The sequence below is a fragment of the Curtobacterium sp. MMLR14_010 genome, from assembly GCF_001865015.1.
Lineage (GTDB): Bacteria > Actinomycetota > Actinomycetes > Actinomycetales > Microbacteriaceae > Curtobacterium.
Window position 1 is genome coordinate 395,884 of record NZ_MJGV01000046.1, and the last position, 24,457, is coordinate 420,340.

Sequence of the window (24,457 nt, forward strand, 5' to 3'; positions counted from 1 at the left end):
GGCGAGGGGGCCACGATGCGCAGTGTGACGGATGGGGACGGCCGGCTGGTCACGCGGGTCGCGGTGACACGGATGGTCGTCGTCACGCTGGTGACGGCGGTGGTCGTGTCGGTGCTCGTCGGCCTCGCTCCCGGTGTCGGAGGTCGAGCCGTGTTCTTCGGTCTCTCGGTCGCGGGGCTCGCGCTCGCGCTCACCGGGTTCACGCTCCGAGGCTCGATCGGCACGCGCTGGTCGAGTGGCCGGCAGTTCGGCGGCCGGGACGGCGGCGGACGCCTCCGCCGGGCGATCCGGACCGACTCGGTCGCGGGCCTGTCCGAGGACGAGCAGGCGATCGCGGGTGACTACGCCGACCGCTTCCGTCAGGGCATCGTGATCACGGCCGCGCAGAGCGTCGGACTCGGCTTGTCGATCGGCATGAACCAGGCGTCACAGATGGCCGACGGTTCCTCGGTGGAGGTGTTCAACGTCGTCCTGCTCATCGCGGGGGCCGGGCTCATCGTCGGGGCCGTCGTCACGGGCGTCGTGCAGGACCGGCAGTGCAAGCGGTTCCTCGAGCACTACGAGCGGATCGACCCCGTGCGCGTCTGACCCGCCGGTACGCTCCGGGCATGGACCTCATCGGTGACCCCGGCCGCGGCTCGTGGCTGCTCGCGCGGGCAGGCGACGCCGCGCAGGTCGGCGGCATCGCGGGCACGGGCTTCGAGGCACACGCCCGCATCCTCCACCCGCTGACCGCGGTGCTCGAGGACCGGACCACCATCGACGAGCACGGGGACCACCTGGAGCTCGACGAGGTGCGGTGGCGGTGGGCGGACGTCGCCGCGCGGACCGGCACGACCATGCGGCCGCTCGTGACCTGGTCGGCCGTGAGCGGTCGCGATGACGAGTCCGACGTGTCGTTCCCTGACGGCTGGCGGGTGTCACCGCCCGAGGAGGGCTGGTTCGACCCCGTGGTGCTGGCGGCGCTCACCGACCACCTCACACGTGCGACTTCGACGCCCGGCGACCTGGTGGCCGGGTTCTGGGACGGCCGGAGCGACTTCATCGGCGGTTCGACGCTGGGCTTCGGGTGGCAGGGCGACGAGGCCCCGACTGCTGAGGAGCGCGACGAACTCCGCGGGTGGATGGCGGAGCGCACTGCATCGCACCGGCGGGAGCAGGACGCAGTCGTGGCGTCGTTGTCGGTGCCCCGGTTCGCCTGGCCCGGACGGGACCTGATCCTCGCGGCGACCGACCTGTCGACGCTGGCCGACCCGACGTGGCTCGACCACGCCCGCCTCGGGCCCCTGGTTCCGCTCCTCCACACGCCGCAGATGCTCTGGCCCGAGGACCGCGCCTGGGTGATGGCCTCGGAGATCGACTGGGACTCGACGATCGTCGCGGGGTCGCGGTCCCTGGTCGACGGCGTGCTGGCCGACGAACGGCTCGAGGCGTTCGAGGTGGACGAGGACAGCGGGCCGTCCTGACGCTCAGGCGAGGGTCCTGCCCCGCGCAGCCGATGCCCGGCGCGGCAGCCGGGGTCTTGCCCTGAGCGTCAGCCGAACTGGGAGCTGACCGTCGGTCCCCAGACGAAGTCCGCGATGGTGGCGGCGAGGAAGGCCGCGCTGAGCACGGCGACGACGACCAGCACGACGACGAACGGACGCGACGCGCGAGCCCGTCGCCACCAGAGCAACGCCGGGAAGGCGATCCCGAGGCCCGGCACCACCAGGTTGCTCAGCACCTGGAGGACGACGAACAGCACGAGCAACGCCGGGGCGGCACGACGCGTCGGGACGTCCTGGTGGTCGGTCGTCATGGTCACGGTGCTCCTCGGTCCGATGCCGCTGGGCCGAGCGGCGGTCAACCGTAGCGGGCGGCGGCGGACGTCGTCCAGGACGGCGGCTTCGTCGTCCGATGCGTGGACAGCCTCGGTGTGAGTGATCCGTGCGGAGTCGCCGTCCGGCCGTCGGGACTCCGTGAGGATCGTCGTCGACCGCCGAGGAGGACGGCATCGTGGCGGACGTGACACTCACCACGATCATGCCGACCCTGCGGGCGTCGATCCCCGAACCCATCGAGCCGTCCCTCTGGCCCGCGCACACCATCGTCACCACGGCCGACGTCGCCGTCGCCGCGATCTCGATGGCGCGGCTCGCAGACGTCGTCGGCACGCCGTGCGTCCACACCGCGGAGCAGGCACCACCTCGGTACCGGCCGCGGGACTGGCAGCCGAACGACGTCAGCGTCGCCGTGGCGTCGGTGCTGCGCGTCCGGCGACCGCGCCCCGGGGTGGTGCTCGTCGAACTCGACGCCGTCCTGCCCCAGAGTGCGGTGCTCGACCAGGTGCGGCTCATCGGTCGAGCGAGCACGGCCCCGGCGACGCAGACGTACGTCGTCAGCCCGTGCGACGGGTCCACCGACGGGCCCTTCCACCGGCTGCCGGCACCGCTGCCGTCGGACGTGCACGAGGGTGACCTGCTCTGCTTCCCGTGCCTGGTGGCACTGCGACACCGGGACGTCACGCAGGCGTCGGTCGCGACACCGGTCCGCGCCGAGGTCGTCGAGGTCGGACGTGTCGAGGTCGGACCGCTCGCGACAGTCGGCAACGACCGATGAGCGCGATCACCGAGCACCGCACCCGCGCCTCCCATGGCGTGCACCGATGGGGTCGCTACACGGAGCGTCCGGTCAGCCGGACGATGTGGAGCAGCAGGACCCTCGTGGTGTTCGCCCCGGGGACCACCACCCATGACGCCGTGCTCCTGCGCGCCTGGCACGTGTGGCCGGTGCTCGGCGCGGTCGTGTCCGTCGTGGTCATGCTCGCGCTCGACCACCCGCGCGGCCTCGGCCTGGCTGCGGCTGCCGGGGTCTACGCAATCGGCTTCGGCGTCCTCGGCGCCGCGACACGTCGGACCCGCCCGCAGGTCCGGTCGCTGACCACCACGGTGTTCCACGGCAACGGCCGCCCCGAGGTGCACGGCGACGTCCGACTCCTCGAGGGCTCGCTCGACGCACTCCTGCTCGTCGAACACGCTCATCGCACCGGGGCCGTCGACCGCGTCGGCATCGAGGTCGTCTGGGCCGACGTGTGGACCGCCCTGCCGCCTCGTTCGCCCTCGCGAGACGCCGGCGTCTCACCCCGCTGACCGACTCCGACGCCGAGACGCCGGTGTCTCGCGACGTCGCATCACCGAGACGCCGGCGTCTCACCGCGGCGCATCGTCCAGACGCCGGTGTCTCACCGAAACACCGCAGAGCTCTCGAGACGCCGCCGAAACCAGCGGCGTCTCGAGGTCCTCGCGGCGTCTCACGCAGACAGGGGTGTCTCGCCGAGCCACAGCACCCGGACGCCGGCGTCTCACAGCGACGGGGGTGTCTCGCCGAGCCACAGCAGTCAGACGCCGGTGTCTCACCGAAACACCGCAGACCTCTCGAGACGCCGCCGAAACCAGCGGCGTCTCGAGGTCCTCGCGGCGTCTCACGCAGACAGGGGTGTCTCACCGAGCCACAGCACCCAGACAGGGGTGTCTCGCCTAGCCCCAGCACGCAGACACCGGCGTCTCACAGCGACGGGGGTGTCTCACCGAGCCACAGCAGCCAGACGCCGGTGTCTCACCGAAACACCGCAGACCTCTCGAGACGCCGCCGAAACCAGCGGCGTCTCGAGGTCCTCGCGGCGTCTCACGCAGACAGGGGTGTCTCGCCCAGCCACCGCACCCAGACGCCGGCGTCTCGCCGAACACTGCCCGCTGACAGGGGTGTCGCACCGGGCTGCCTCTGTCCGCGATCCGTCGCCGGGCCGCGGGTCGCCCAGGAGGACACGAGTTCAGTGGGCCGCGTCTGCGTGGATGCGCCGCGCGATGTCGGAGGAACCACATGCTGTCCTTGATCTACTCCAGCGTCGCGACGAGCGTCCTCGAGCCCCAGGAGCTCACCGCGCTGCTGGCCCAGAGCCGCGCGTCGAACGAGCAGACCGGCATCACCGGCATGCTGCTGTACCGCAACGGCTACTTCCTGCAGGTGCTCGAGGGCCCGGACGCCGTGGTCCGACGGAAGATGCAGACGATCCGGGACGACGCCCGCCACACCAAGGTGTCGGTGCTGCTCGAGGACGTCATCGAGGACCGCCAGTTCCCGGAGTGGACGATGGGCTTCCCCGCCGAGGACGAGCTCGAGGACGTGCCCGGCTACCGCGCGACCTTCGACGACCTCGACGCGCACGAGGGCGACGCGGTCTCGTCGGTGCCCGCCCTCCGCGCGCTCGTCGGCTGGTTCCAGGCGCGCGCGGTCTGACGACCCCGGCGCGCCGAGGCAGCGCGGTCTGACGACCCCGGCGCGCCGAAGCGGCGCGCGGTCTGACGACCCTGGCGCGCCCAGGCCCGCGCGGTCTGACGATCCCGGCGCGCCGAGGCCGTCAGCGGTAGAGCTCCCCGCTGGCCAGCACGGCGAAGTCACGGAGCAGGTCCACCTCGACGGACCGTTCGTTCCGAGGGGCGGGGTCGAAGACGCACACGGCCCCGACGCGGACACCGTCGAGGGTCTCGATCGGGTACCCGGCGTAGAAGCGGATCGTGTTGCGCGGCAGCCCACCGGCGACGTGCCAGGCGTCGCCGACGACCATCGGCCCTGGTCCGGTCACCGTCGTCCGGCAGAACGAGTCCTCGAGTGCGGTGTCCCCGGAGGCGTTCCACGTGCCCGACTTGGTCCACTGTCGGCCTTCGGGGAGGAAGTTGATCGCCGCCCCTCGTGTCCGGAACAACCGGCGCATGCCGTCGACGATGCGGTCGAAGCGTTCCTCGCCCGGGGTGTCGATGATCCCGAGGCGGTCCAGCGCGTCGTACCGCCGCTGCTCGTGCTGCGGCGCGTCACGGTGCCCCTGCGGGCTGTCCGCCCGTGCTCGCTGTTCCGCCAGGACCCCGTGGAGGACCTCGATCACCCGCGGCCGAGCGGCTGGCCCGCTGTCCACCGCGAGCGCGACGATCCGGGGCCCAGAGGCCTGGACGGCAGCGGCGAGGAACCCCCGGTCGGCTCCGCCCGGGATCACCACCACGAAGACCGCTGCCCGGTCGACGCCCGGCCGGAGCTCGTCGATCACGGCCCTGACGCCCATGACGACGCGCGACGGGACCTGCCCCTGCACCGCGCGCTCCGGGACGGCGAGGAGCACGACGTCGTACGTCGACGTGTCCACCCCGAGGTCGGCGTCCACGGGTCCCGAGCCCGACGACCACCACGCCGTTGCCGTGACGTCCGTGCCCCGCCCGGTGCTCGCTGCCAGTTCGTCCGCGATGCGCCGTGCTCCGGTCGACAGCCCGCCCCCGAGCGGGACCAGGGCGTCCCCGAACACCAGCACGCGATCGGGGTCGAGTCCGCTCGCAGACGCAGTCGTGGCCGATGGCGTTCCAACCGGGTTCATCGGTTCTCCGTTCCCCGAGGAGCGGCGGGGAGCACCCGCCGCGACCTCGACCGTCTCCCTGTCGAGACAGCAGCCCCGCTGCTCGACGTCGGTTGAACGCGAGACCCTGCGGGATCCGCACCACGATACGGGAACGACGACAGCGGGACCGCTCGACGACACGGTCACACGACGGCGCGGTCGTAAGCTCGCGACCACCAGGACGATGAGCACCAGGACGATGAGCACCGCGACGATGCGCACCACGACGACCGGAGGAACGATGACCGACCTGCACCACGTCCGCGCACTGATCACCGGCGGGACCTCGGGTCTCGGCCGCGCCATGGCCGAGGGCCTCGCCGATGCCGGTGCCCGGGTCGCCGTCACGGGACGGTCGGCCGACCGGGTCGCCGAGGCCGCAACGGCCATCGGGAACGACACCGTCGGCATCGTGATGGACAGCCGTGACGACTCGTCGGTCGACGCCGGGACGGCGGCCGCGTGGGACGCGCTCGGCGGAGTCGACCTGCTGGTGAACAACGCCGGGATCGGGATGCGCACCGTGAACCCGGACTTCATGACGACGCCGCAGGGCTTCTGGGACGTCACGCCCGACGGGTTCCGCGCCGTGGTCGACACGAACCTGACGGGGTACTTCCTGGTCGCGCGCGCCGTGGTCCCGCGGATGCTCGCAGCCGGCAGCGGGCGCGTCGTCACGATCAGCATGAACCACGGCACGATGAACCGTCGCGGGTTCGTGCCGTACGGTCCGTCCCGCGCCGGGGCCGAGGCCTTCGCGCGGATCATGGCAGCCGACCTCGCGGACACCCCGGTGCGGGCGAACATCCTGCTCCCGGGCGGCGCGACGGCGACCGGGATGCTCGACGGCGCCGCGCAGCCCGCTGGGCTCGCGGTGCTCTCCCCCGACGTCATGCGGGACCCGATCCGGTGGCTCGCCTCCGACGAGTCCGCCGACGTGCACGACGAGCGGATCGTCGCGACCGAGTTCGCGGAGTGGCTGGCAGCACGGCGTCGGTGACCACCGGACTGGAGGCTCGGTACCAGCTGGCACCGAGCCTCCCGTCCGGCAGCAGCCCTCCCGACGGGCAGTTCAGCCGAGCTGGCCGGCCTTCATCGCGGCGATCACCCCGCCGTCGATGAGGAGGTCGGCGCCGGTGACGAACGACGATCCGGCGCTGAGGAGCCAGGCGGCGATGTCGCCGACCTCGCTCGGGGTGCCCATCCGCCCGGCGGCAGAAGTGGTGATCATGGTCCGGTAGCCCGCAGCGAAGGGGCCGGACATCTCGTCCTGGGCGAGCGGCGTCGAGATGATCCCGGGGCTCAGGCAGTTGACGCGGGCTCCCCGCCCGCCCCATGACACGGCGGCAGCCTGGACCCGGAGCGCGTTGGCCCGCTTGGCCAGCGTGTACGCCTGTCCGGAGTCGCCGACCTGGTCGGGTGCGAGGAAGGGCAGGTCGAGCAGTTCCGTGGTCGGGGTGTACGCCAGGGCGTGATCGACCTCCTTCGAGAAGCCGTCCCCCATGTGCCCGGCCATGCTCGCGATGACGACGCCCGTGCCGCCGGGGGCGATCACGCGCCCGAACTCCTCGAGGACGTAGGCCGTGCCGAGCAGGTCGACGTGCAGCACGCGCTCGGTGGTCGCCTGTACCGGTGAGACACCGGCCGCGACGACGACGCGGGTGACCTCGCCCATCGCTGCGGCAGAGTCCGCGAGTGCCGAGACCGAGTGGTGGTCGGAGATGTCCATCCGGTGCGTCGTCACGTCGTGGCCCTCGCCACGGAGCTGCTCGGCGACGCCCGCCATCGTGTCCTCGTCGAAGTCGGAGAGCAGGAGGTGCTTCCCGACCGCTGCTCGGCGAGCGATGGCGACGCCGATGCTGCCGGAGCCGATGACGACGGCGATCTCACGGGTGGTGTTCATGGTGGTGCGCTCCTCGTTCAGGCGGTGGTCGACGCCCAGTGGCGGACGACCCGGGTGGTGCTCGACGAGCCTCGCCGCACCCGCGGCGGACCGGCAGTGACGGCTGTTCCGTGCACTGCCAGTACCTGGTCACGACACACGCGTCCGACCTACCGTGGTCGCATGACGCTGAAGGACGACGTGCACGAGTTCCTCGAGTCCCGGCGTGCCCGGATCACTCCGGCCATGGTCGGCATGCCCGTCGGCGGCGGGCTGCGCCGGGTCCCCGGTCTGCGCCGCGAAGAGGTCGCGATGCTCGCCGGCGTGAGCGTCGACTACTACAACCGGTTCGAACGCGGCAACCTCGCCGGCGCCTCCGAGGCGGTCCTCGAGTCGCTCGCCCGAGCACTCCGACTGGACGACGCCGAACGCCAGCACCTCTTCGACCTCGCGCGCGCCGCGAACCAGGGCCCGGTCCCCCGGCGCCGGCGGCCTGCGACGCCGCTCCGCAGTGGCGTGCAGCAGCTCCTGGACGGCATGACCGGCATCCCCGCCTTCGTCCGCAACGGGCGCATGGACGTCCTCGCCATGAACGACCTGGCCCGTGAGCTCTACCACCCCGGTGGGGACGCCCCCGAGCCGACGAACTACGCGCGCTACCTCTTCCTCGACGCGGCGGCGCACGAGGAGACGGCGGACTGGGACGGCATGGCCACCGACACTGTCGCCATCCTCCGGCAGGAGTCCGGCCGGGCTCCGCACGACGGCGACCTGGCCGCGCTCATCGCCGAGCTCAGCGCCGGGAGCGCGGAGTTCCGTGCGATGTGGGCCTCCCACGAGGTCCGCTTCCACCGCAACGGCGTCAAGCACTTCACCCACCCCGCCATCGGGCAGTTCGACCTCTCCTTCGAGGCCATGGAGCTCCCCGGTGACGACGGACTGACCCTCATCGCGTACTCGGCCGAGCAGCAGTCGCGCTCGCACGACGCCCTCGCGCTGCTGTCATCCGTGGTGGCGACGGCCCGCGAGGACCAGCGTCGGTGACGTCGACCGCCTCCGTCCGGAGGCGCCTCGTCCTCGACTCAGTCGTCGGGGTGCAGGCTCGCGTCTGCCGGTCCGGTCCGCCACGCGGTGAAGTGGACCGTGAGGTCGTCCCGCGACGGAGCGCAGCACATCGGTCCCGCGGTGACGACGGCGTCCGGGTCGAGCGGCGCCACCCGCACCAGGCGCCACGGCTCGTCGTCCACCCGGGCGCGGACGGTCAGGGCGTCGCCGGAGCGGCTGGCGCGGACCGTGACGACCCGGTCGTGCCAGCCGGGGACGGGTGAGAGCGACCAGTCCGAGACTCCCCGAGTGACGACCGCGCCGAGGCTGTCCTCGCCGTCGCTGCGTTCCACGCCGGTCTTGATCCAGGTGCTGTCGTCGACCTTGACGAAGACGCCGGCCTGGTCGAACTGCGCGGAGAAGTCCAGGAGGAACGACACCTCCACGGCGGTGTCCTGCTCGAACGGGGCCAGGAGCGCGTGCTCGGTGTCGTGCACGAAGCCGTACGAGGTGATCCGCCAGGCATCGCTCTCCTCGACGGCGGTGACGTGCATCCCGTCGTCGGCGATCTCCACGTGCGCGGGCGCGGTCGTCCAGGTGCCGGAGTCCCAGTCGATGTCGGTCATGGCCCGAACGTACCGGCCGGCCGATCGACCGGTGGTGGAACCGGCCGCCCGACGCAGCCGCGGTACCGTCGACCCCGTGAAGTGGTTGATCGGGTTCTCCTCGCTCCTGAGACTGCCGTTCCTGGTGCTCGCGGCTGTGGCAATCGTGCTGTTCGCCACTGCTCACGGTGACCTCGGACGGGTCGGACAGGGTCTCCTGGCCGCGGCGGGCGCGGCGGTCTGCCTCGCGGGGATGTGGCTCGCTGAGCGAGCGGCTCGGAACCGCGCGGCGGACGACGCCATCGCTCGGCGCATCGAATGGGATGCCGCTGCGGATGGTGAGGGGGCGGCTTCGGCCGACAGCGACCCGGACCGTCCGGAGAGCGAGCGCCCGGGCGTCGGTACCGAGCCGTAGGCTGAACACGGCTCGCCGCCGCCGGGGAGGACCCCGAGCTCGGGCGCCCGACACCTGCGTCGGGCCTGGAGCCCAGGGAAGGAACCGCAATGAGCATGGAAGGCGTGGCCTGGAGCTCGCTCTACAAGATCTCCACCGCCAGGGACGGCAAGCACGGCATCTCCCGCGAGTCCGTGCGGCGGATCATGACGTTCGCCGTGCCGTACCGGTCCAAGCTGGTGGTCTTCATCATCCTCTCCGTCGTCGGGGCGGTCCTGGCGGTCGCGACGCCGGTGCTCGCCGGCCAGGTGGTCGACGTCATCGCCGCCCGGGGCGCGGTCGGCACGATCGTCTGGCTCGCCGTCGTCATCGCCCTGGTCGCCGTCGCCGACGCCGCCGCGTCGCTGGTGACCCGCTGGTACTCGGCGCGGATCGGCGAGGGCGTGATCCTGGACCTCCGCACCGCCGTCTTCAACCACGTGCAGAAGATGCCGATCGCCTTCTTCACCCGCACGCGCACGGGCGCGCTCGTGAGCCGGCTCAACAACGACGTGATCGGCGCGCAGCAGGCCTTCAGCGGCACGCTGTCCGGCGTGGTCACGAACATCGTGGCGCTGGTCCTCACCCTGGCCGTCATGCTCAGCACGTCCTGGCTCGTGACCGTGCTCGCGGTGGTCATGCTCCCGGTCTTCCTCATCCCCGCGCGCCGGATGGGCAGTCGTCTCGCCGCGCTCCGCCGTGAGGCCGCCGACCACAACTCCGCGATGAGCACGCAGATGACCGAGCGGTTCTCGGCGCCCGGCGCCACGCTCGTCAAGCTCTTCGGCCGTCCCGACGAGGAGGCGGAGGAGTTCCGCGTCCGCGCTGCCCGCGTCCGCGACATCGGGGTCCGCAGCGCACTGCTGCAGTTCGTCTTCGTCACCGCGCTGACCCTGGTCTCCGCGCTCGCACTCGCGCTCGTCTACGGGGTCGGCGGTTCCCTCGCCCTCGGTGGCAGCCTGAACACCGGCGACGTGGTGACGCTGGCCCTCCTGCTCACCCGCCTGTACGCGCCGCTGACCAGCCTCGCGAACGCCCGGGTGGAGATCATGAGCGCCGTGGTCAGCTTCGAGCGCGTGTTCGAGGTGCTGGACCTCGAGCCGCTCATCAAGGAGAAGCCCGACGCCGTCACCGTGCCCGAGGGGCCGGTGTCCGTCGAGTTCGACGACGTCCGCTTCGCCTACCCGTCCGCGGACAAGGTGTCCCTCGCCTCGCTCGAAGAGGTCTCCACGCTGGACACCCGCGGCGGCGACGAGGTGCTGCACGGCGTCTCGTTCCGGATCGAGCCCGGGCAGACGGTCGCACTCGTCGGCACGTCCGGCGCCGGCAAGTCCACGGTGGCGCAGCTCCTGTCGCGGCTGTACGACGTCGACAGCGGGGCCGTGCGCCTGGCCGGCACGGACGTCCGCGACGTGACCTTCGCCTCCATGCGGCACACGATGGGCATGGTGACCCAGGACGGCCACCTGTTCCACGAGACCATCCTCTCGAACCTGCGCCTGGCGCGGCCCGAGGCGACCGAGGACGAGGTCTGGGACGCCGTCCGCCGTGCGCGGCTCGAACCGCTCCTCCGGTCCCTGCCGGACCAGCTGGACACCATGGTCGGAGAGCGCGGCTACCGGCTCTCCGGCGGTGAGCGTCAGCGGATGACCATCGCGCGGCTCCTGCTCGCCCAGCCACGTGTGGTCATCCTCGACGAGGCGACGGCGGCGCTGGACTCCACGTCCGAGGCCGCCGTGCAGGAGGCCCTCAGCGAAGCACTCGAGGGACGGACCGCGATGGTCATCGCACACCGTCTCTCCACCATCCGCAGCGCGGACCTGATCCTCGTGGTCGAGGACGGCTCGATCGTGCAGCGCGGGACCCACGAGGAACTACTGGCTGCTGGCGGGCGCTACGAGGAGCTGCACCGGACCCAGTTCGCGGTGCAGAAGGACGTCGCGCCCGACGAGGAAGCACTGAGCGGGACCGAGTCCGCCAGCCGCGTCTAGGGTCGGCGCACCAGGGCGGATGAGACCGTCCACAGTCGCTCCGCCGCCACCGGGTCGAGCGCCCAGGCCTTGACGCCGTGCGGGTGGTCAGCGAGGTCGGCGTCGTCCGGCACGGTGTACGCCTCCTGCGCGTCGTCGAGGTAGTGGCCGCCCGTGTGCGCCAGTTCCGGTCGGACGGCCGCGACGATGGTGGTCGCGGCGCCCTGCTGCACGGTCTTCCAGGAGAACACTCCCGCGGCCTCGGCAGCGTCGAGTGAGGCCTTCTGCCCAGGTGTGAAGTGGCGCTGGAGCCCGGTGGCGACTCCCCCGGGGTTGACCGTGTTCGCGACGATCCCGTCCGACGACCACCGACGGGTGGCCTCCACGGCGAACAGCGAGTTCGCCGTCTTCGCCTGCGCGTACGCGATCTGCGGGTCGTACGGGCGGTGCTCGAAGTGCAGGTCGTGGAAGTCGATCCCCGACCGCATGTGCGCCGTCGAGCTCAGCGACACGATCCGAGCACCGTCCCGCTCGGCGGCACCTGACGCCAGGGCACGGTGCAGGCCGACCGTCAGCGCGAAGTGCCCCAAGTGGTTCGTCGCGAACTGGAGCTCCCAGCCCTCCGGCGTGCGCTCGAGTCCCCCGGTCACGAGTCCGGCGTTGTTCACGAGCAGGTGCAGCGGCCCGTCCCAGGAGCCGACGAACCGGGACACGGACGCCTGGTCGGCGAGGTCGAGCAGCGCGACCTGCGGTCGATGGGGTGCGCCGAGCCTCGCGATCTCGTCCGCGACGGCGTCGCCCGCGGCCAGGTCACGGACAGCGAGCGTCACGACGGCACCCGCGGCGGCGAGGGCGCGCGCGGTCTCCCGGCCGAGGCCCGACGACGAGCCGGTGACGACGGCCCAGACGCCGCCGAGGTCGACGCCACGCAGGACGTCGTCGGTCGTGCTGTCGGCGGTGAAGGGCGTCGCGATGCGGGGTCTCGGGGCAGTCATGAGGACGACTGTACGCGTTGGTCTCGTTCTGTTTAGTGCGTCCAGCGTTGCGCTACGCTCTGGTCATGCCCGAACACGACGTGACCACCAGCGACGGAGCGGGGCGACGCGAGTCCGTCCTCGACTCGGCGATGCAGACGTTCGTGCGGTTCGGGTACCGGAAGACCTCGATGGACGACGTCGCCCGCGCGGCACAGGTGTCCCGCCAGGGGCTCTACTTCCTGTTCGACTCCAAGCCAGCCCTCTTCCGCGACGCCGTGACGCGAGCACTCACCCGCGATCTCGACGCCGTCGCGGACACCCTCAGCGACGGACGCCCGCTCCGTGAGCGGCTCCTCACCGCGTTCGACCGGTGGGCCGGCTCCTTCATCGGCCCGCTCACCGACCAGACCGGGAGGGTGCGCGACTTCGACCCGGCACTGCTCGGACCGATGCTGCACTCCGCCCCGCGACGCTTCGAGGACCTCGTCACCGCCGCGATCGCCGAGTCGCATCCGACGGATGCTCCGGACCGCGCACGCACACTCATCAGCGCCTCCATCGGGATCAAGCACCAGGTGCAGACGCGGGAGCAGTACTCGGAGTCGATGGGGATCGCCCTCGACTTCGTCGTCGGCGCTCCGCCCCGCGGCTGACCGCTGAGGACGGGCGCGACCAGGAGCCGGACGGGAGGCTCGGTGCCAGCTGGTACCGAGCCTCCAGTCCGGCGGCTGGTCACCGCACGGCAAGTGCTTGTGCCTCCACTGTGTTTCCGGGCATCATGTCGGTGAACCGCGGTGTCGTGGCGATCGTCGAAGCCCAGGCCGACTTGTCTGCCGACAGATCACACGCACCGCGTCGGAGGCATCGTCCATGGCGACTGCACGCGTTCTCCTGCCCGCGGCGCTCAGGCTGCTCGGGTCCGCCACAGCTCGGTACGGCAGGGTCCTCAGCCAGCCCGGGGCGCTGGCGTTCGTCCTCCCGGCGGCGGCGGCACGACTCGGTGTCGCGATGACCGGGCTCGGGCTGCTGTTCTCCACACAGCACGCGACAGGGTCGTTCGCCGTCGCGGGTGGGGCCACGGGCGCCTTCGCCATCGCGGAGGCTGCGGCGGGGCCGCAGGTCGCGCGCATCGTGGACCGTTGGGGCAGACGGCGACGGTACCGGCGGCGGTCCTCGTCCACGTCGCCGCCATCGTGACGGCAGTCACCACCGCGGGGAGCGCCCCGGTCGGGGTCACCCTGGCAGCTGTCATCGTCGCGGGTGCCGCGATGCCGCAGCCCGGTGCGCTGTCTGCCGCGCGCTGGTCGGTCCTCATCCCGGAGGCGCCGACTCTGCGCGCCGCGTTCTCGGTCGAGGCGGGCATCAACGACGTGGTGTTCCTGTCCGGTCCGATCCTCGTCACGCTCGCCAGCACGCTCCTCCTCCCCTGGGCCGGTTCGGCGGCAGCCGCCGCGTTCGTCGCCGTCGGCTGCGGAGCGCTCGCGCTGCAACGCCGGACCGCCCCGGCCCCCCGCGGCGCACGGGGACACCGCGAACGGAGCGTCTCGCACTCGCTCCGCGCCCCCGGGTTCCTGGCCACGCTCGGCGTGAACCTCGGGTTGGGATGCTTCTTCGGCGCTGTCCCGCTCCTCGTGACCGCGGCGGCGTCAGCGGAGGGGCTGCGCTCGCTCACCGGTCTCGTGCTCGCCCTGTCCAGCGCCGCGAGCATCGTCGCCGGACTAATCTACGGCACACTCCGTTCCGCCCCGCGCCCGCAGATGGTCCAGCTGATCGCGACGATCGTGCTCACCGTCGCGGTGCTCGCCGCCGTCGTCTGGCCCACCATGCTCGGACTGGCGGTCATGCTCGTCATCGGCGGGACCGCCGTCGCACCGCTGCTGGCCTCGTCGTCCCAGATCGTGCAGGCGACGGTCACCGGGACCGAACTGACCCAGGGCTTCACGTGGATCAACTCGGCGTCCGCCGCCGGCATCGCCCTGGGCGCAGCGCTCACCGGGACGCTCGTCGCACACGACGGGACACGGGCCGCGGCCGCCCTGCTCGTGGTCCTGGTCCTGACCGCGGTGGCCTCCGCGGCACTCGCCGCGCAGCCGCGTCGTACTGTGGGCGGATGCCGTCGATGATCGTCCTCGTCATGGCCGAGTACATGGTCGATGACTCCCCGCTCTGGTACCGAGGGTCACGAGAGTTCATCGGGGTCGCTGCGGCCGAGGACCTCGGGCTGAGCGATGCCCTGCGGCGGGACCTGCGGGCGTGGAACGACGCCTTCGAGCAGGCCATGAGCGACGTCTTCGACGATCGCCACGGATCGGCCCCCGTCCGGTCGTCCGCCTCGGACTCCGCCGAGGTCTGGGACGGTCACCAGGTCGATGCGTTCGCCCTCGCGAGCCGCGTCCAACTCGAGCTCGGCGACGACGTCCACGTCTGGTGTGGCGGGGGCGGTGGCATCGACATGGTGACCGAGTCCGGGACCGCAGTCGTGTTGCCGAGCGAGCGACCGGGGACGGACGTCGAGTTCCTGCGTGACGGGAGGCGCGACGTCAGGTCCGCACGTGCTGCGGGCGCTCGTGAGGGGACGGCCAAGGCACTCGTCCACTGGCGTGCTCTGACCGAACGAGCCGGGACCCCGTTCGGTGACGCTGAGACCCGTGCCCTCGGACTCCGGACTGCCGGGCGGCTGCAGGACGACGTCCGGGCACAGGCGCAGGTCGTCTTCCACGCCGGCGCCGCAGGGCCGTACTGGCACGACGAATTCGACTGAGGACCGGGGACACGGACGGTGGACGGTGCCGCTCCGTCGGGTCATCCCGTGATCGCCCACAATTCGATGGGTTGCGCCGCTTGTTCTACATAGGTAGATTCAGGGGATGGACCCGATCAGACGCGTGACAGCCCCCACGCTCGACGTGCTCGATGCACTCCTCGCGAGCGACGGACCGACCTGGGGGCTGCTCGTCATCAAGGCGACGGGACGACCAGCCGGCACCGTGTACCCGATCCTGGAGCGCCTGGAGCAACAGGGCTGGACGCGTTCCTCGTGGGATGACGACGCCGACCGCTCCGGTCCACGGCGACGACTCCACGAGTTCACGGCCGACGGCGCGGTGGCTGCGCGCGAACTGGTCCAGGCTCGCGGCGAAGCCGCCCGTGCCGCAGCACGCGCTGCCGGGACCGCCCGCCCGACCCACCGGCCGGTGACCCAGTGAGCGCGCTCGACCGGCTGCTCATCGCAGCTGCCGTCGCCGCGTCGCCGCCGGAACAGCGTGCCGCCCGGCACGAGCAGTGGCTCGCGGACGTCCGCGACGCACACGAGCTCGACCTCTCGCCGACCGCCCTGGCGCTCGGCGCACTCACCACGGTGCTCTTCCACCGACGCGCCGGCCACCGATCCACCTGGGGGGACACCATGACCACGATGCCCGGCACCGTCCGCAGCACACCGCACACGATCCCGACGATCCCGGTCCTCCTGACCCTGGCCGTCGTGTCCTTCCTTGCCGGCAGCGTGGGACTCGGGCTCGTGCAGCGCTACAACGGACTCGCGGGCATCGTCCCGGCGTTCCTGCTGATCTCGATCGTCCTCACCGTGGTGCCCGGGCTCGCCGTGGCCGCGAGTGTCCTCCTCGTCACCGGGGCGCCGATCCGCCGCCGGGCGACGGGTGCACTGGTCGTCCTGGCCGTGACGGCTCTCTGGTGGTCGATCCAGACCGGGTTCTTCAACCCGCCGGTGCACCCCGCACTCTCCCTGGGGATCATCACGGGCGCATGGCTCGCCGTCTGGCTCGTCGTCCTCCGACGGCCGGGTTGGACCTGGTCGCTGCTGCTCCTGCCGGTCCTGGCCTCGGTCCTCGTGTTCCCGCTGTCCACCGGCGTGTACGGAACCCAGCTCGCCTTCTCGCTCAAGGCGGCGGTGTCCTCCGCGACCGCGCTCGTGCCCTTCCTCGCCGCGCTCCTGGCCGCGACGATCGCCGGACGGCTGTCCACGGATGCCCCCGCCGGGCCGGTCCAGCGCCCAGACGCCCTGGCGGGCAGCAGCGCCTGACCGCGCTCGACGATCGTCAGTCGGCGTCCCAGCGCAGGACGTCGCCGGGCTGGCAGTCGAGCACGCGACAGATGGCATCCAGGGTGGAGAAGCGGACGGCGCGCGCACGACCGTTCTTGAGCACCGCGACGTTCGCGGGCGTGATCCCCACGGCTGCTGCGAAGTCCCCGACGCTCATCCCACGCTCCGTGAGGAGGTCGTCGAGGAGGACCTGCACCGCCATCAGACGACCTCGTCGAGCTCGAGGCGCATGGACACCGCGTGCCGGAGCAGCGAACGCAACACCAGCACGACGAGGACGACTGCGGTCCCCGTGATGGTCGCGCCGAGGACGGCCAGTGCGAGCGCGGGAGGGCCAGGGACCGCCGGGAGGACGGCCGCGACGACCACCGTCGCCGTCGCCAGGGCGACGACCAGCGCGTCGACGAGCCGGAGCGCCCACCGTTCGAAGATGCGCCCGCTCCGGATCGCGCCGATCAACAGCGCGGTGACCGCCAGGACCACCTCGAGGCAGAGACCGAACGCGACGGCGGCTACGAGCAACGGGCCCTGCAGATGAGCGAACTCCGGGTACTGGCTGGTCAGCGAGCCTGCGGTCTCCACCGTGACGACCTCCGCGAGCACGATGCCGACAGCGAGCACCCCGAGCGCGATCCAGGAGAGGAGGGACGTGATCGGCGCAGCGACCTGCGGAGGGTGGTCCATCTATCGATATTCGATGGATACCGATCGGAAGTCAAGGGCAGGACCTCATGGTGGGGAGGGTGACTGCATCGTCGTCCTCCTTGCCGGCATGCAGTCGCTGGACGAGGGTGCGGAGGATCGTCCCCGTCACGAGCCGGTCGGCGATGCCGCGGGCGACGAGACCGGCTCGGGTCCGCGGGTAGGCGAACCGGACGAGTGCCTTCGGGGTGCGCCCGACCCGGTCGGCCATGGGCCGCATCCGGCGTTCGTAGGTGGCGAGGGCGCTCACCGGGTCGGCGTTCACGTCGTCGGTCAAGGCGGCGGCGAGGGTGTACCCGCCGATGAGCGCGAGGGAGGCCCCGCCGCCGCCCATCAGGGTCACGCACCAGGCAGCGTCGCCGACGAGGACGACTCGGCCGCGGTGCCACTGGTCGACCCGGATCTGCGTGAGCTGGTCGAAGTAGAGGTCGTCCGCGTGCTCGAAGGCGTCGAGGACGCGCAGTGCCTGCCAGCCGACGTCGGCGTACCGCGTCCGGACGCGTGCCAGCGCTTCTCGACGATCGACACCGAGGAGGTCCTCGCCGGGGGCGTAGGCGAGGATGGCGCGGGTGGTGCCGTGGTTGTCGGGGCGCAGGTGGACCGAGCGCCCGCCGACGGCGTTGTACCACCGCCAGGTCTGGTCGTCCGTGTCGATGCGCGGGATCGTCCCCACCGCCATCGTGATGTCGAGGTCCCGGCGGTGGATGGTCGCCGCGGGGAAGACCCGGTCGCGCGTCCTCGACCGAGCGCCTTCGGCGACGACGAGGAACTCGGCGTCGAGGCGTCGCCCCGCGGTGGTGACGACCTCCACCCGGTCGTCGTGCTGTCGGACCTCGGCGACGGTGTCGCCGTACACGAGCTCGACCTCGGGGACGGCGTCGAGGATGATCTTCGCGAGGTCGCCACGGAGCACCTCCAGCTCAGCGGTGGCGCCCTCCGGTCCGTCCGACGGGAGGGTCGCGCGCACCGTGCCGTCGGTGTTCACGACGACCGTCCCGGTCTCGGTGGTGTTGGCCGCCCGCACCGCGTCGAGGAGTCCCATCCGCTGCAGGACCTCCCGGGCGAGCCCGCGGACGTCGACGTTCTGTCCGCCGTCGCGGAACTGCGGGGCACGCTCGAGGACGGTCACGTGCCACCCCGCACGGTGCAGCCAGAACGCGGTCGACAGGCCGGCGATGCTCGCCCCCGACACGATCGCGCGACGCTGTTCTCCTGGTTGTGCCATGGTCCTGCTCCTCTGGAACGTCTCACCGCGAACCGAATGATTGCGCTGTTTATGACGTTAGCAGATCGACTACGCTGTTTGTGTGCCTCGTCTCAAGGAATCGACTCGACTGGAGCGTCGCCGGCAGATCGCGGCCGCTGCGACGCAGTGCTTCGCGGCCAACGGCATCAGCGGGACGTCGATGGCGGACATCATCCGAGCCTCCGGGCTGTCGTCCGGTGCCATCTACTCGCACTTCGACAGCAAGGCGGAGCTGCTCCGCCACGTGATGGCGACGATGCTCGAGGACCGCTTCACTGCGGTGGCGGCGGAACCGGACGGGTCGGCGACGACCGTCACCCCGGAGGCGCTCCTGGCCCGCCTGCTCGCCGGCCCGTCGGCGAACCAGGCGCAGACGAGCGTGCTGGTACAGGTGTGGGGCGAGATGTCCAGGGACGCGGACCTCGTGGTCGTCGCGGAGGACAACGTCGCCCATCTCCGCGCGCTGCTCGTCCGGACGCTGACACCGTGGGCGGTGCAGCACGCCGACGCGGATCAGGTCGACGGCCTCACGGCACGCACCGCGGACTGGCTGATCGCGGTCACGTTCGGCTTCGCCACCGTGCTCGCGCTGCAGTCAGCTGGCGAGCCGGAGGCCTTCCACGACAACCTGCTGCAGGCTGCTCGCTCGATCGGCGGCCACGACCACCGTTCGTGAGGATCGGGACGCCGTTCGAGCCCCCGCTGCATCACTGTCCTGTCCCTCACTGGTCCGCGGCTCCCGCTCCGGCAACGAGGTTTCGGACCGCCGTCGCGATGCTCTCGTGGCGAGACGCTGGCGTGACATCGGTTGGCTCCGCGAAGGCCGGTGCCGGGATCGCCCAGGCGAGCACGAGTGCGAACACGAAGGCGAGCAGGTGGGATGCGGGCATCCCCGCAGCGCGTTGCACGCCCGTCGCCTCGATGGCGGCGATCATCTGCCGGTAGGTCGCGTCCTCGAACTCGGGTGCCGTCGTCAGCTCGACGTTGCGCCACGAGAACAGGCGGAGGCTCGTGGTGTCGGTCATCCAGTGGTCGTAGAGACGAACCGCGTACCCGGGGAGGTCGTCCGGGGTGAACTCGACGGCCGCCCCGACACGGCGCACGTTGTCCGCCACGACCTCTTCGAACAGTGCGTTCTTGGAGCCGAAGTAGGCGTAGATCATGCGCTTGTTCGTCTCGGCGGCGTCCGCGATCGCGTCGACGCGACCGCCCGCGAGACCGTTCCGTTGGAACTCCTCGCGGGCGGCTTCGAGCAGCTTGGCCTTGGTCGCGGTCGACCGAGCGGTGCGGCCGTCAACCACGGTGGACCTGCTGCTCAGGCGTCGACGACGTGCGGGGCCTGGAGCTCCTGGAGCAGGGTGTGGTTGTCGGTGCGGACGTACTCATGGAGCAATCGTCCCGCATCGTCCGTCACGAAGACGTTGATGAGGTCGAACACGATCCGTCGACCGTTCGGAGCGAGGGGGCCCACGGGTGACTGCGTGAACTCCCGGACGAAGGTCCCCTCGATCCAGGTCTGACAGGCGATCGCGGTGCCCTCGACGACGACGATGCCGCGGCGGATCGACCGGTCGTCGAACGCCTTCCGGAGGGACGCGAAGTACGCCAGCAGACCGTCCAGGTCCGACTCGAACCCGCCTGGCCCGTGGAACGCGAAGTCCGGGGAGAAGAACCCCACCATCTCGTCCGGCTGCTCGCCGGACACCAGCAACTCTCCTGCTCGGACCAGGCGCGCGACGGCTTGCTCTCGTTGTGGTCGTTCTTCTTCTGCAGCTTCCATGATGGGTAACTATACAGTTACTTACTTCTGGGTGTCGAGGACACGACACCACCGTCGCTCCGCGAATCCGACGACCGTCAGGGCATGAGCACCGCGATCGACAGCCCACGCACCTGCTCAGCCCGCGTCAGCGCTGCAGTGGGATCGTCGATGCCGACGGTCGTGACCTCCAGCGCACTGAGGTCGATGACGCCCGCCTGGACCTGACGCCACACCCGGAACGCGGTCTCCTCCGAGCACATCCACGACCCGCGGAGGGTGATCCGGCGGCGCATCAGCTGGTCGTACGGGATGGGGAGGGACTGGCGGACGCCTCCGAGGAGCACCACCGTGCCGTCGGTCCGGACCGTGTCGAACCCCGCCATCGTGAGGTCGGAGGTCGGCGTCGGACCGAGTGCGTCGATCACGACGTCCGCCTCCCCGTCGAGCGCCAAGCTGATCGCCGCGGCGTCACCGGCGCGACCACCTACGGACCGGACAGCGCACACCCGACGGTCCAGGGCCTCCAGGCGGTCGAGGCTGGCGGCGTCACGCCCGACGGCGACCACTCGCGCCGCGCCGCGCGCGAGCGCCAGGAGCACTGCGGCGCCGCCCATCTGCCCGCTCGCTCCGAGCACGACGACCCGGTCCCCCGCGGCCATCCCACTGCGCTCCACTGCACCAGCCGCGACGCTCAACCAGGGCAGGAACGCGAGCTTCGTCGGATCCGGGTGCGCGTCGGCGCCGGGCAGCGCGAGGACTGCCGAACCGGGCATCAGGGTGCGCTCGGCGAACGTGCCCGTCCGCCACACCCGCCGCATCCGCTCCGTGGTCGCTGTCGTGACCCCGCGACCGCCGATCCCCGTCCAGCCGAGCAGCACCTCCTCGGGTTCGGCGACCCGGCCGCTCCGCAGGAAGCCGGTGCACAGCGCCGTCTCACCGACGCGGACCGTGGTGACGTCGTCCGCGACCTCCTCCACGATCCCGATGCCGCCGATGCCGAGGACCGTCGGTGTCGCGATCCCACCGCGCCCGCCCTGGACGAGCATGCGCGTGTAGGCCGGCACCTGCACCGCGAGCATCCGCAGCACCACACCGCCGCTCCGGACCAGGGGGTCGGGCACCTCCTCGAGCGTGAGTGCCGAGCCGAGTTCGTCGAGTGTCCATGCCTGCATGTCGACAGTCTTCGGCGCGACCGGAGCAGCATCCAGAGCCGCCGCATACTGGTACCCAGACCACCAGGGAGGAACCGGCGTGAGCGACGTCAGCGAGCAGCAGCGCCGGGAACTCGGCGCGTTCCTGCGGGCGCGACGCGAGCGCACACCTCCGGAGGACGTCGGGATGCCGGGCTCGCCCCGGCGACGCACACCGGGCCTCCGTCGCGAGGAACTGGCGATGCTCGCCGGAATCAGCCCCACCTGGTACACGTTCCTGGAACAGGGACGCGACATCCGGCCGTCACACCAGGTGCTCGACGCAGTCGCCCGGGCCCTCGGACTCGGCGACGCCGAGCGGACGCACCTGTTCGCGATCGCCGGGCACGCAGCCGCCGACTCGCGCCAGGGTCGACCGCTGGACCCGGAGGTCGCGCGGATCGTCGACCGCCTCGATCCGGACCCGGCGTACGTGACCGGGGAGACCTTCGACCTGCTCGCGTGGAACAGCGCGGCGGCCGATCTGTTCCGCGGTGCCTTGACCGACCACGAACACCCGAACCTGGTCCGGTGGGTGTTCCTCTCCCCCGACGCCCGCGAGGTCCTGCCCGACTGGATCGACGTGGCACAGAGCCTGCTCGCACGGGTGCGCACGCGCGCCGGGCGACAGCTGGCTCGCGCGTCCCTCGCGGAGCTCGAGGCCGAACTGCGGAGCGCCAGCCCGGAGGCCGACCAGTGGTGGCCGCGGTACGACATCGGCACCGAGGGGGCCGGCATCAAGCGCGTGCGTCTCGTCGACGGGGAGGAACAGCGTCTGGCGTTCACGTCGTTCGAGGTCGCAGAGCACCCGGGGCAGACCATGACCGTGTACCGACGGCTCTGACGCCCGCCCGCCCGCTCGGTACGGTGGAGGCGTGACCGCCCGTCGTCCTCTCAGCCCACTGTTCTGGACCCTCGCACAAGTCGGGTCGCGGGTCCGCGCCGGGTCTCCGCGCGGCCTCCCGGAACCGAGCACGCCGCTGCCCGCCCCGGCGGAACTGCAGATCCCGACGCGGCACGGCTCGATCCGTGCGGTGGTGCAACGTCCCGCCGTCGACACCGAGGACGCTCCGGTCGTGCTCCAGCTGCACGGCGGTGGGTTCGTCAACCGGTACCCCGAACAGGACCTCCACATCGCCCGAGTGATGGCCGACCGGCTCGGTGCCGTCGTGGTGCTGCCCGACTACGACACCGGACCGCGTGTGCAGTACCCGGTCGCGGAGGAAGAGGCGTACGACGTCGCCCGGTGGCTTCGTGACGAGGAAGGTGCCGGGTGGTCCGGTGACCGGCTCCTGCTCAGCGGCGTCAGCGCCGGAGCGAAGCTCGCGATCAACGTTTGCCAACAGCTGTATGCCGCGTCGTTGCCGGCGCCCACCGCCGTCACACTCGTCGTCCCGGTGACCGACGTCACGCGCACGGACCGGACGTCGGACATCCGTCGCCCCGCGATCAGTCCGTTCGTGCAGCGCTTCTCCGGGTGGGCGTACTTCCCGGACACCGTCCGTCAGCAGGAGCCGCTCGCGTCGCCGTCCCGCGACAGCGCGCTGCCCGAAGCGATGCCACCGACGCTCGTGCTGACCGGCGGTGACGACACGCTCGCCCCCGAGGGGGCCGAGCTCGTCGCGCAGCTCCGGAACGGGGGCGTCCACACGGAGCACCACGTCTTCGTCGGGTCGGACCACGACTTCGTCGCGGGCCGCGACCGGGCGGTCATCGTGGAGACACTCGACCGGCTCACTGACTTCTTCGCTGCGCAGCTCTCGCGCCCGGGCCTGGACCCGAGCGCCGACCCGGACCCGGACCCGGACGAGCGGAACGTCCGGTAGTCGACTGACCACCGGGCGGAGCCCCGTCGCAGCGCCGTGCGGCCCGCTCGTCACGTCCCTGCAGCCTGCTGATCACATGCTGCGGTCTGCCGATCCCATCGCGAGGAGCTGCGCGTTCCGGGCTGCGATCTCCTCGTCGGTGTCCGGGGAGATCATCGGCAAGCCGAACTCCTCGGTCTCCATCTGGATCTTCTCCGCGGTGGGGCGGAAGCTGCACTCGTACTCGGCGAAGGCGGCGAGGACGTCACCGTCAGCCGTGACGAAGGCGTCGTAGAGGGCGGTCGCACCGAGGATCGCGACGGACCCGCCCATGCCGGCAGCGGGTGAGGGGCAGTAGGCAGCATCACCGACGAGCGCGATCCGGCCCGCCGACCACGTGGGCAGCCGGTTCTGGCTGAGCTTGTCGAAGTAGAAGTTGTCGGCGTTCAGGGCCTGGTCGAAGACGTCCGAGAACGGCTGTCCGGCGTCGGCGAACACCTCGCGGATGATCTGCTTCTGCGCCTCGACGTCGTGGTGGTCGTACGCGATCTCCTCGTCGGACTGGAACATGAACACCACGTCGGTGCTGTGCTCGTACGAGTTCAGCAGCAGCGTGCGGCCGGGTGCGTTCTGGATGCGCGACGTCCACGGCTGGATGAACATGTCCTGGACGACCGTGACGGACGTGTAGTGGTGCAGGAAGTGGCTGTGGTCCGATTCCGGACCGAACGAGAGCCGCCGCACGGTGGAGTGGTTGCCGTCGCAGCCGAGCACCATCGCGAACTCCCGCTCCGGCCCGTGGCGGAACGAGGCTCGCACCCCGTCGGCTGTCCCGACGAGTGCGGTGATCGAGTCGCCGAACGTCACCTCGACGGTGTCCTCGATCTCGGCGAACAGGATGTCGAGCAGGTCGTCGCGGTGGACCTCGACGTCGTCGAAGCGGTGGATCTCGTACTCGTCGATGACGATGCTCTCGTCCGACGCGTCCGGGTCAGCGGTCACGACGGGGGTGCCGTCGAGGTCAGCGATCACGGTGGTCCGCGGCGGCAGCGCCTTCGCGCGGACCGCCGGGAGGACGTCCATCCGCTCGAAGATCTCCATCGCGTCGCGCCGGAGGTCGACCGGCGTCCCGCCCCTGCGGAGCCCCGGCGCCTGCTCCACGATGGTGACCTCGTACCCGAGGCGTCGCATCCAGATCGCGGTCGTCATCCCCGCGAAGCTCGCCCCCGAGATGAGGACCCGGTCGGGCTGCTGTGTGGTCTCGATGCTCATGGTGTTCCTCCCTGGCGGACTGCCAGAATCAATCGTGGAGTGACTCTACTTTTACAGCGTAGCACCGTTCTTGGAGTGACTCCACGT

At 71.3% G+C, this 24,457-nt stretch carries 30 protein-coding genes; 18 read left to right on the forward strand and 12 right to left on the reverse strand.

All coding sequences use genetic code 11. From position 1 onward, the window contains the following. Positions 1-15: 15 nt before the first annotated feature. Both BIU98_RS10395 and BIU98_RS10400 read left to right on the forward strand, forming a co-directional pair. A complete protein-coding gene (locus BIU98_RS10395) occupies positions 16-588 on the forward strand; it encodes a hypothetical protein (protein ID WP_139200657.1) in 573 nt (190 codons plus the stop codon). Positions 589-608: 20 nt separating this feature from the next. Further along, positions 609-1,466, forward strand: a complete 858-nt coding sequence (locus tag BIU98_RS10400; RefSeq protein ID WP_071275602.1) for a hypothetical protein — start codon at positions 609-611, stop codon at positions 1,464-1,466. A 68-nt stretch (positions 1,467-1,534) separates the two neighbouring features. Here BIU98_RS10400 and BIU98_RS10405 read toward each other — a convergent pair whose 3' ends face one another. Then, complete coding sequence (locus BIU98_RS10405) at positions 1,535-1,804, reverse strand: hypothetical protein (RefSeq protein ID WP_139200658.1); 270 nt, start codon at positions 1,802-1,804, stop codon at positions 1,535-1,537. A 191-nt stretch (positions 1,805-1,995) separates the two neighbouring features. Here BIU98_RS10405 and BIU98_RS10410 point away from each other — a divergent pair, with 191 nt between their 5' ends. From BIU98_RS10410 to BIU98_RS10420, 3 genes are all read left to right on the forward strand, one after another. Further along, positions 1,996-2,598, forward strand: a complete 603-nt coding sequence (locus BIU98_RS10410; protein ID WP_071275606.1) for a hypothetical protein — start codon at positions 1,996-1,998, stop codon at positions 2,596-2,598. Next, positions 2,595-3,128: a DUF6611 family protein gene (locus BIU98_RS10415; RefSeq protein WP_071275608.1), complete on the forward strand. Its 534-nt coding sequence runs from the start codon at positions 2,595-2,597 to the stop codon at positions 3,126-3,128. Before BIU98_RS10410 ends, BIU98_RS10415 begins: the two co-directional genes overlap by 4 nt. Before the next feature lie 730 nt (positions 3,129-3,858). Beyond that, complete coding sequence (locus BIU98_RS10420) at positions 3,859-4,275, forward strand: BLUF domain-containing protein (RefSeq protein WP_071275610.1); 417 nt, start codon at positions 3,859-3,861, stop codon at positions 4,273-4,275. Between the two features lie 121 nt (positions 4,276-4,396). Here BIU98_RS10420 and BIU98_RS10425 read toward each other — a convergent pair whose 3' ends face one another. After that, positions 4,397-5,335, reverse strand: a complete 939-nt coding sequence (locus BIU98_RS10425) for a GAF domain-containing protein (RefSeq protein ID WP_071275612.1) — start codon at positions 5,333-5,335, stop codon at positions 4,397-4,399. 268 nt (positions 5,336-5,603) lie between these two features. On the opposite strand from BIU98_RS10425, the gene BIU98_RS10430 reads away from it, so the two are divergent. Beyond that, positions 5,604-6,419 carry an SDR family NAD(P)-dependent oxidoreductase gene (locus tag BIU98_RS10430; protein WP_217635690.1) on the forward strand — a complete coding sequence of 272 codons (816 nt, stop codon included), beginning with the start codon at positions 5,604-5,606 and terminating at the stop codon, positions 6,417-6,419. Positions 6,420-6,491: 72 nt separating this feature from the next. Here BIU98_RS10430 and BIU98_RS10435 read toward each other — a convergent pair whose 3' ends face one another. Further along, positions 6,492-7,322: an SDR family oxidoreductase gene (locus BIU98_RS10435; RefSeq protein WP_071275614.1), complete on the reverse strand. Its 831-nt coding sequence runs from the start codon at positions 7,320-7,322 to the stop codon at positions 6,492-6,494. 162 nt (positions 7,323-7,484) lie between these two features. Here BIU98_RS10435 and BIU98_RS10440 point away from each other — a divergent pair, with 162 nt between their 5' ends. Next, positions 7,485-8,345, forward strand: coding sequence for a helix-turn-helix transcriptional regulator (locus BIU98_RS10440; RefSeq protein ID WP_071275616.1), 861 nt, complete (start codon positions 7,485-7,487; stop codon positions 8,343-8,345). 38 nt (positions 8,346-8,383) lie between these two features. Here the strand turns inward: BIU98_RS10440 and BIU98_RS10445 are convergent, their stop codons facing one another. Beyond that, the gene (locus BIU98_RS10445; RefSeq protein ID WP_071275618.1) at positions 8,384-8,971 is read right to left on the reverse strand and encodes a DUF1349 domain-containing protein; all 588 of its coding nucleotides are present in this window, start codon (positions 8,969-8,971) and stop codon (positions 8,384-8,386) included. A 76-nt stretch (positions 8,972-9,047) separates the two neighbouring features. Here BIU98_RS10445 and BIU98_RS10450 point away from each other — a divergent pair, with 76 nt between their 5' ends. Then, positions 9,048-9,365, forward strand: coding sequence for a hypothetical protein (locus BIU98_RS10450; RefSeq protein WP_071275621.1), 318 nt, complete (start codon positions 9,048-9,050; stop codon positions 9,363-9,365). Positions 9,366-9,454: 89 nt separating this feature from the next. Continuing rightward, positions 9,455-11,374, forward strand: a complete 1,920-nt coding sequence (locus tag BIU98_RS10455; protein WP_071275623.1) for an ABC transporter ATP-binding protein — start codon at positions 9,455-9,457, stop codon at positions 11,372-11,374. Here BIU98_RS10455 and BIU98_RS10460 read toward each other — a convergent pair. Further along, positions 11,371-12,348 carry an SDR family NAD(P)-dependent oxidoreductase gene (locus BIU98_RS10460; RefSeq protein WP_071275625.1) on the reverse strand — a complete coding sequence of 326 codons (978 nt, stop codon included), beginning with the start codon at positions 12,346-12,348 and terminating at the stop codon, positions 11,371-11,373. The genes BIU98_RS10455 and BIU98_RS10460 overlap by 4 nt on opposite strands. A gap of 65 nt (positions 12,349-12,413) precedes the next feature. Here BIU98_RS10460 and BIU98_RS10465 point away from each other — a divergent pair, with 65 nt between their 5' ends. From BIU98_RS10465 to BIU98_RS10485, 6 genes are all read left to right on the forward strand, one after another. Next, the gene (locus BIU98_RS10465) at positions 12,414-12,983 is read left to right on the forward strand and encodes a TetR/AcrR family transcriptional regulator (protein ID WP_071275627.1); all 570 of its coding nucleotides are present in this window, start codon (positions 12,414-12,416) and stop codon (positions 12,981-12,983) included. Between the two features lie 217 nt (positions 12,984-13,200). Further along, positions 13,201-13,527 (forward strand): hypothetical protein, encoded by a 327-nt coding sequence (locus BIU98_RS18515; protein WP_083393161.1) that lies wholly within the window; start codon positions 13,201-13,203, stop codon positions 13,525-13,527. Continuing rightward, positions 13,524-14,453: an MFS transporter gene (locus tag BIU98_RS10470; protein ID WP_139200660.1), complete on the forward strand. Its 930-nt coding sequence runs from the start codon at positions 13,524-13,526 to the stop codon at positions 14,451-14,453. The genes BIU98_RS18515 and BIU98_RS10470 overlap by 4 nt, the downstream gene beginning before the upstream one ends. Beyond that, positions 14,441-15,091, forward strand: coding sequence for a hypothetical protein (locus BIU98_RS10475; protein ID WP_071275629.1), 651 nt, complete (start codon positions 14,441-14,443; stop codon positions 15,089-15,091). Before BIU98_RS10470 ends, BIU98_RS10475 begins: the two co-directional genes overlap by 13 nt. Positions 15,092-15,197: 106 nt before the next feature. After that, entirely contained in the window at positions 15,198-15,536 is a 339-nt protein-coding gene (locus tag BIU98_RS10480) for a PadR family transcriptional regulator (protein WP_071275631.1), read from the forward strand. After that, entirely contained in the window at positions 15,533-16,372 is an 840-nt protein-coding gene (locus tag BIU98_RS10485; protein ID WP_071275633.1) for a hypothetical protein, read from the forward strand. Before BIU98_RS10480 ends, BIU98_RS10485 begins: the two co-directional genes overlap by 4 nt. Before the next feature lie 16 nt (positions 16,373-16,388). Here the strand turns inward: BIU98_RS10485 and BIU98_RS10490 are convergent, their stop codons facing one another. From BIU98_RS10490 to BIU98_RS10500, 3 genes are read right to left on the reverse strand one after another with little or no spacing between them, the layout of a single operon-like run. Beyond that, entirely contained in the window at positions 16,389-16,595 is a 207-nt protein-coding gene (locus tag BIU98_RS10490) for a helix-turn-helix transcriptional regulator (protein WP_071275635.1), read from the reverse strand. Continuing rightward, positions 16,595-17,077, reverse strand: coding sequence for a DUF2975 domain-containing protein (locus tag BIU98_RS10495; RefSeq protein ID WP_071275637.1), 483 nt, complete (start codon positions 17,075-17,077; stop codon positions 16,595-16,597). The genes BIU98_RS10490 and BIU98_RS10495 overlap by 1 nt, the downstream gene beginning before the upstream one ends. A 31-nt stretch (positions 17,078-17,108) precedes the next feature. Next, positions 17,109-18,320, reverse strand: coding sequence for an FAD-dependent monooxygenase (locus tag BIU98_RS10500; protein WP_071275639.1), 1,212 nt, complete (start codon positions 18,318-18,320; stop codon positions 17,109-17,111). An 82-nt stretch (positions 18,321-18,402) separates the two neighbouring features. Between BIU98_RS10500 and BIU98_RS10505 the strand changes: the two genes are divergently transcribed. Beyond that, positions 18,403-19,017: a TetR/AcrR family transcriptional regulator gene (locus BIU98_RS10505; RefSeq protein WP_071275641.1), complete on the forward strand. Its 615-nt coding sequence runs from the start codon at positions 18,403-18,405 to the stop codon at positions 19,015-19,017. 46 nt (positions 19,018-19,063) lie between these two features. On the opposite strand, the gene BIU98_RS19715 is transcribed toward BIU98_RS10505, so the two are convergent. The 3 genes from BIU98_RS19715 to BIU98_RS10520 form a co-directional block, all read right to left on the reverse strand. After that, on the reverse strand, positions 19,064-19,642 hold the full coding sequence (locus BIU98_RS19715) for a TetR/AcrR family transcriptional regulator (RefSeq protein ID WP_071275643.1): 579 nt from the start codon (positions 19,640-19,642) through the stop codon (positions 19,064-19,066). 14 nt (positions 19,643-19,656) lie between these two features. After that, the gene (locus tag BIU98_RS10515; protein ID WP_071275645.1) at positions 19,657-20,121 is read right to left on the reverse strand and encodes an ester cyclase; all 465 of its coding nucleotides are present in this window, start codon (positions 20,119-20,121) and stop codon (positions 19,657-19,659) included. 77 nt (positions 20,122-20,198) lie between these two features. Next, positions 20,199-21,275: a zinc-binding dehydrogenase gene (locus BIU98_RS10520; RefSeq protein ID WP_071275647.1), complete on the reverse strand. Its 1,077-nt coding sequence runs from the start codon at positions 21,273-21,275 to the stop codon at positions 20,199-20,201. A 79-nt stretch (positions 21,276-21,354) separates the two neighbouring features. On the opposite strand from BIU98_RS10520, the gene BIU98_RS10525 reads away from it, so the two are divergent. Continuing rightward, positions 21,355-22,137: a helix-turn-helix transcriptional regulator gene (locus BIU98_RS10525; RefSeq protein WP_071275649.1), complete on the forward strand. Its 783-nt coding sequence runs from the start codon at positions 21,355-21,357 to the stop codon at positions 22,135-22,137. 31 nt (positions 22,138-22,168) lie between these two features. After that, complete coding sequence (locus BIU98_RS10530; protein WP_071275651.1) at positions 22,169-23,119, forward strand: alpha/beta hydrolase; 951 nt, start codon at positions 22,169-22,171, stop codon at positions 23,117-23,119. 72 nt (positions 23,120-23,191) lie between these two features. On the opposite strand, the gene BIU98_RS10535 is transcribed toward BIU98_RS10530, so the two are convergent. Continuing rightward, positions 23,192-24,370 carry an FAD-dependent monooxygenase gene (locus tag BIU98_RS10535; RefSeq protein WP_071275653.1) on the reverse strand — a complete coding sequence of 393 codons (1,179 nt, stop codon included), beginning with the start codon at positions 24,368-24,370 and terminating at the stop codon, positions 23,192-23,194. Positions 24,371-24,457: the final 87 nt, after the last annotated feature.

What these genes read in the sequence shown, in the direction of transcription:
- BIU98_RS10395 (WP_139200657.1), top strand. Translation starts at nt 16, where the DNA reads ATGCGCAGTGTGACGGATGGGGACGGCCGGCTGGTCACGCGGGTCGCG.
- BIU98_RS10400 (WP_071275602.1), top strand. Translation starts at nt 609, where the DNA reads ATGGACCTCATCGGTGACCCCGGCCGCGGCTCGTGGCTGCTCGCGCGG.
- BIU98_RS10415 (WP_071275608.1), top strand. Translation starts at nt 2,595, where the DNA reads ATGAGCGCGATCACCGAGCACCGCACCCGCGCCTCCCATGGCGTGCAC.
- BIU98_RS10420 (WP_071275610.1), top strand. Translation starts at nt 3,859, where the DNA reads ATGCTGTCCTTGATCTACTCCAGCGTCGCGACGAGCGTCCTCGAGCCC.
- BIU98_RS10430 (WP_217635690.1), top strand. Translation starts at nt 5,604, where the DNA reads ATGAGCACCAGGACGATGAGCACCGCGACGATGCGCACCACGACGACC.
- BIU98_RS10435 (WP_071275614.1), bottom strand. Translation starts at nt 7,322, where the DNA reads ATGAACACCACCCGTGAGATCGCCGTCGTCATCGGCTCCGGCAGCATC.
- BIU98_RS10440 (WP_071275616.1), top strand. Translation starts at nt 7,485, where the DNA reads ATGACGCTGAAGGACGACGTGCACGAGTTCCTCGAGTCCCGGCGTGCC.
- BIU98_RS10445 (WP_071275618.1), bottom strand. Translation starts at nt 8,971, where the DNA reads ATGACCGACATCGACTGGGACTCCGGCACCTGGACGACCGCGCCCGCG.
- BIU98_RS10455 (WP_071275623.1), top strand. Translation starts at nt 9,455, where the DNA reads ATGAGCATGGAAGGCGTGGCCTGGAGCTCGCTCTACAAGATCTCCACC.
- BIU98_RS10460 (WP_071275625.1), bottom strand. Translation starts at nt 12,348, where the DNA reads ATGACTGCCCCGAGACCCCGCATCGCGACGCCCTTCACCGCCGACAGC.
- BIU98_RS10465 (WP_071275627.1), top strand. Translation starts at nt 12,414, where the DNA reads ATGCCCGAACACGACGTGACCACCAGCGACGGAGCGGGGCGACGCGAG.
- BIU98_RS18515 (WP_083393161.1), top strand. Translation starts at nt 13,201, where the DNA reads ATGGCGACTGCACGCGTTCTCCTGCCCGCGGCGCTCAGGCTGCTCGGG.
- BIU98_RS10475 (WP_071275629.1), top strand. Translation starts at nt 14,441, where the DNA reads ATGCCGTCGATGATCGTCCTCGTCATGGCCGAGTACATGGTCGATGAC.
- BIU98_RS10480 (WP_071275631.1), top strand. Translation starts at nt 15,198, where the DNA reads ATGGACCCGATCAGACGCGTGACAGCCCCCACGCTCGACGTGCTCGAT.
- BIU98_RS10490 (WP_071275635.1), bottom strand. Translation starts at nt 16,595, where the DNA reads ATGGCGGTGCAGGTCCTCCTCGACGACCTCCTCACGGAGCGTGGGATG.
- BIU98_RS10495 (WP_071275637.1), bottom strand. Translation starts at nt 17,077, where the DNA reads ATGGACCACCCTCCGCAGGTCGCTGCGCCGATCACGTCCCTCCTCTCC.
- BIU98_RS10500 (WP_071275639.1), bottom strand. Translation starts at nt 18,320, where the DNA reads ATGGCACAACCAGGAGAACAGCGTCGCGCGATCGTGTCGGGGGCGAGC.
- BIU98_RS10515 (WP_071275645.1), bottom strand. Translation starts at nt 20,121, where the DNA reads ATGGAAGCTGCAGAAGAAGAACGACCACAACGAGAGCAAGCCGTCGCG.
- BIU98_RS10520 (WP_071275647.1), bottom strand. Translation starts at nt 21,275, where the DNA reads ATGCAGGCATGGACACTCGACGAACTCGGCTCGGCACTCACGCTCGAG.
- BIU98_RS10535 (WP_071275653.1), bottom strand. Translation starts at nt 24,370, where the DNA reads ATGAGCATCGAGACCACACAGCAGCCCGACCGGGTCCTCATCTCGGGG.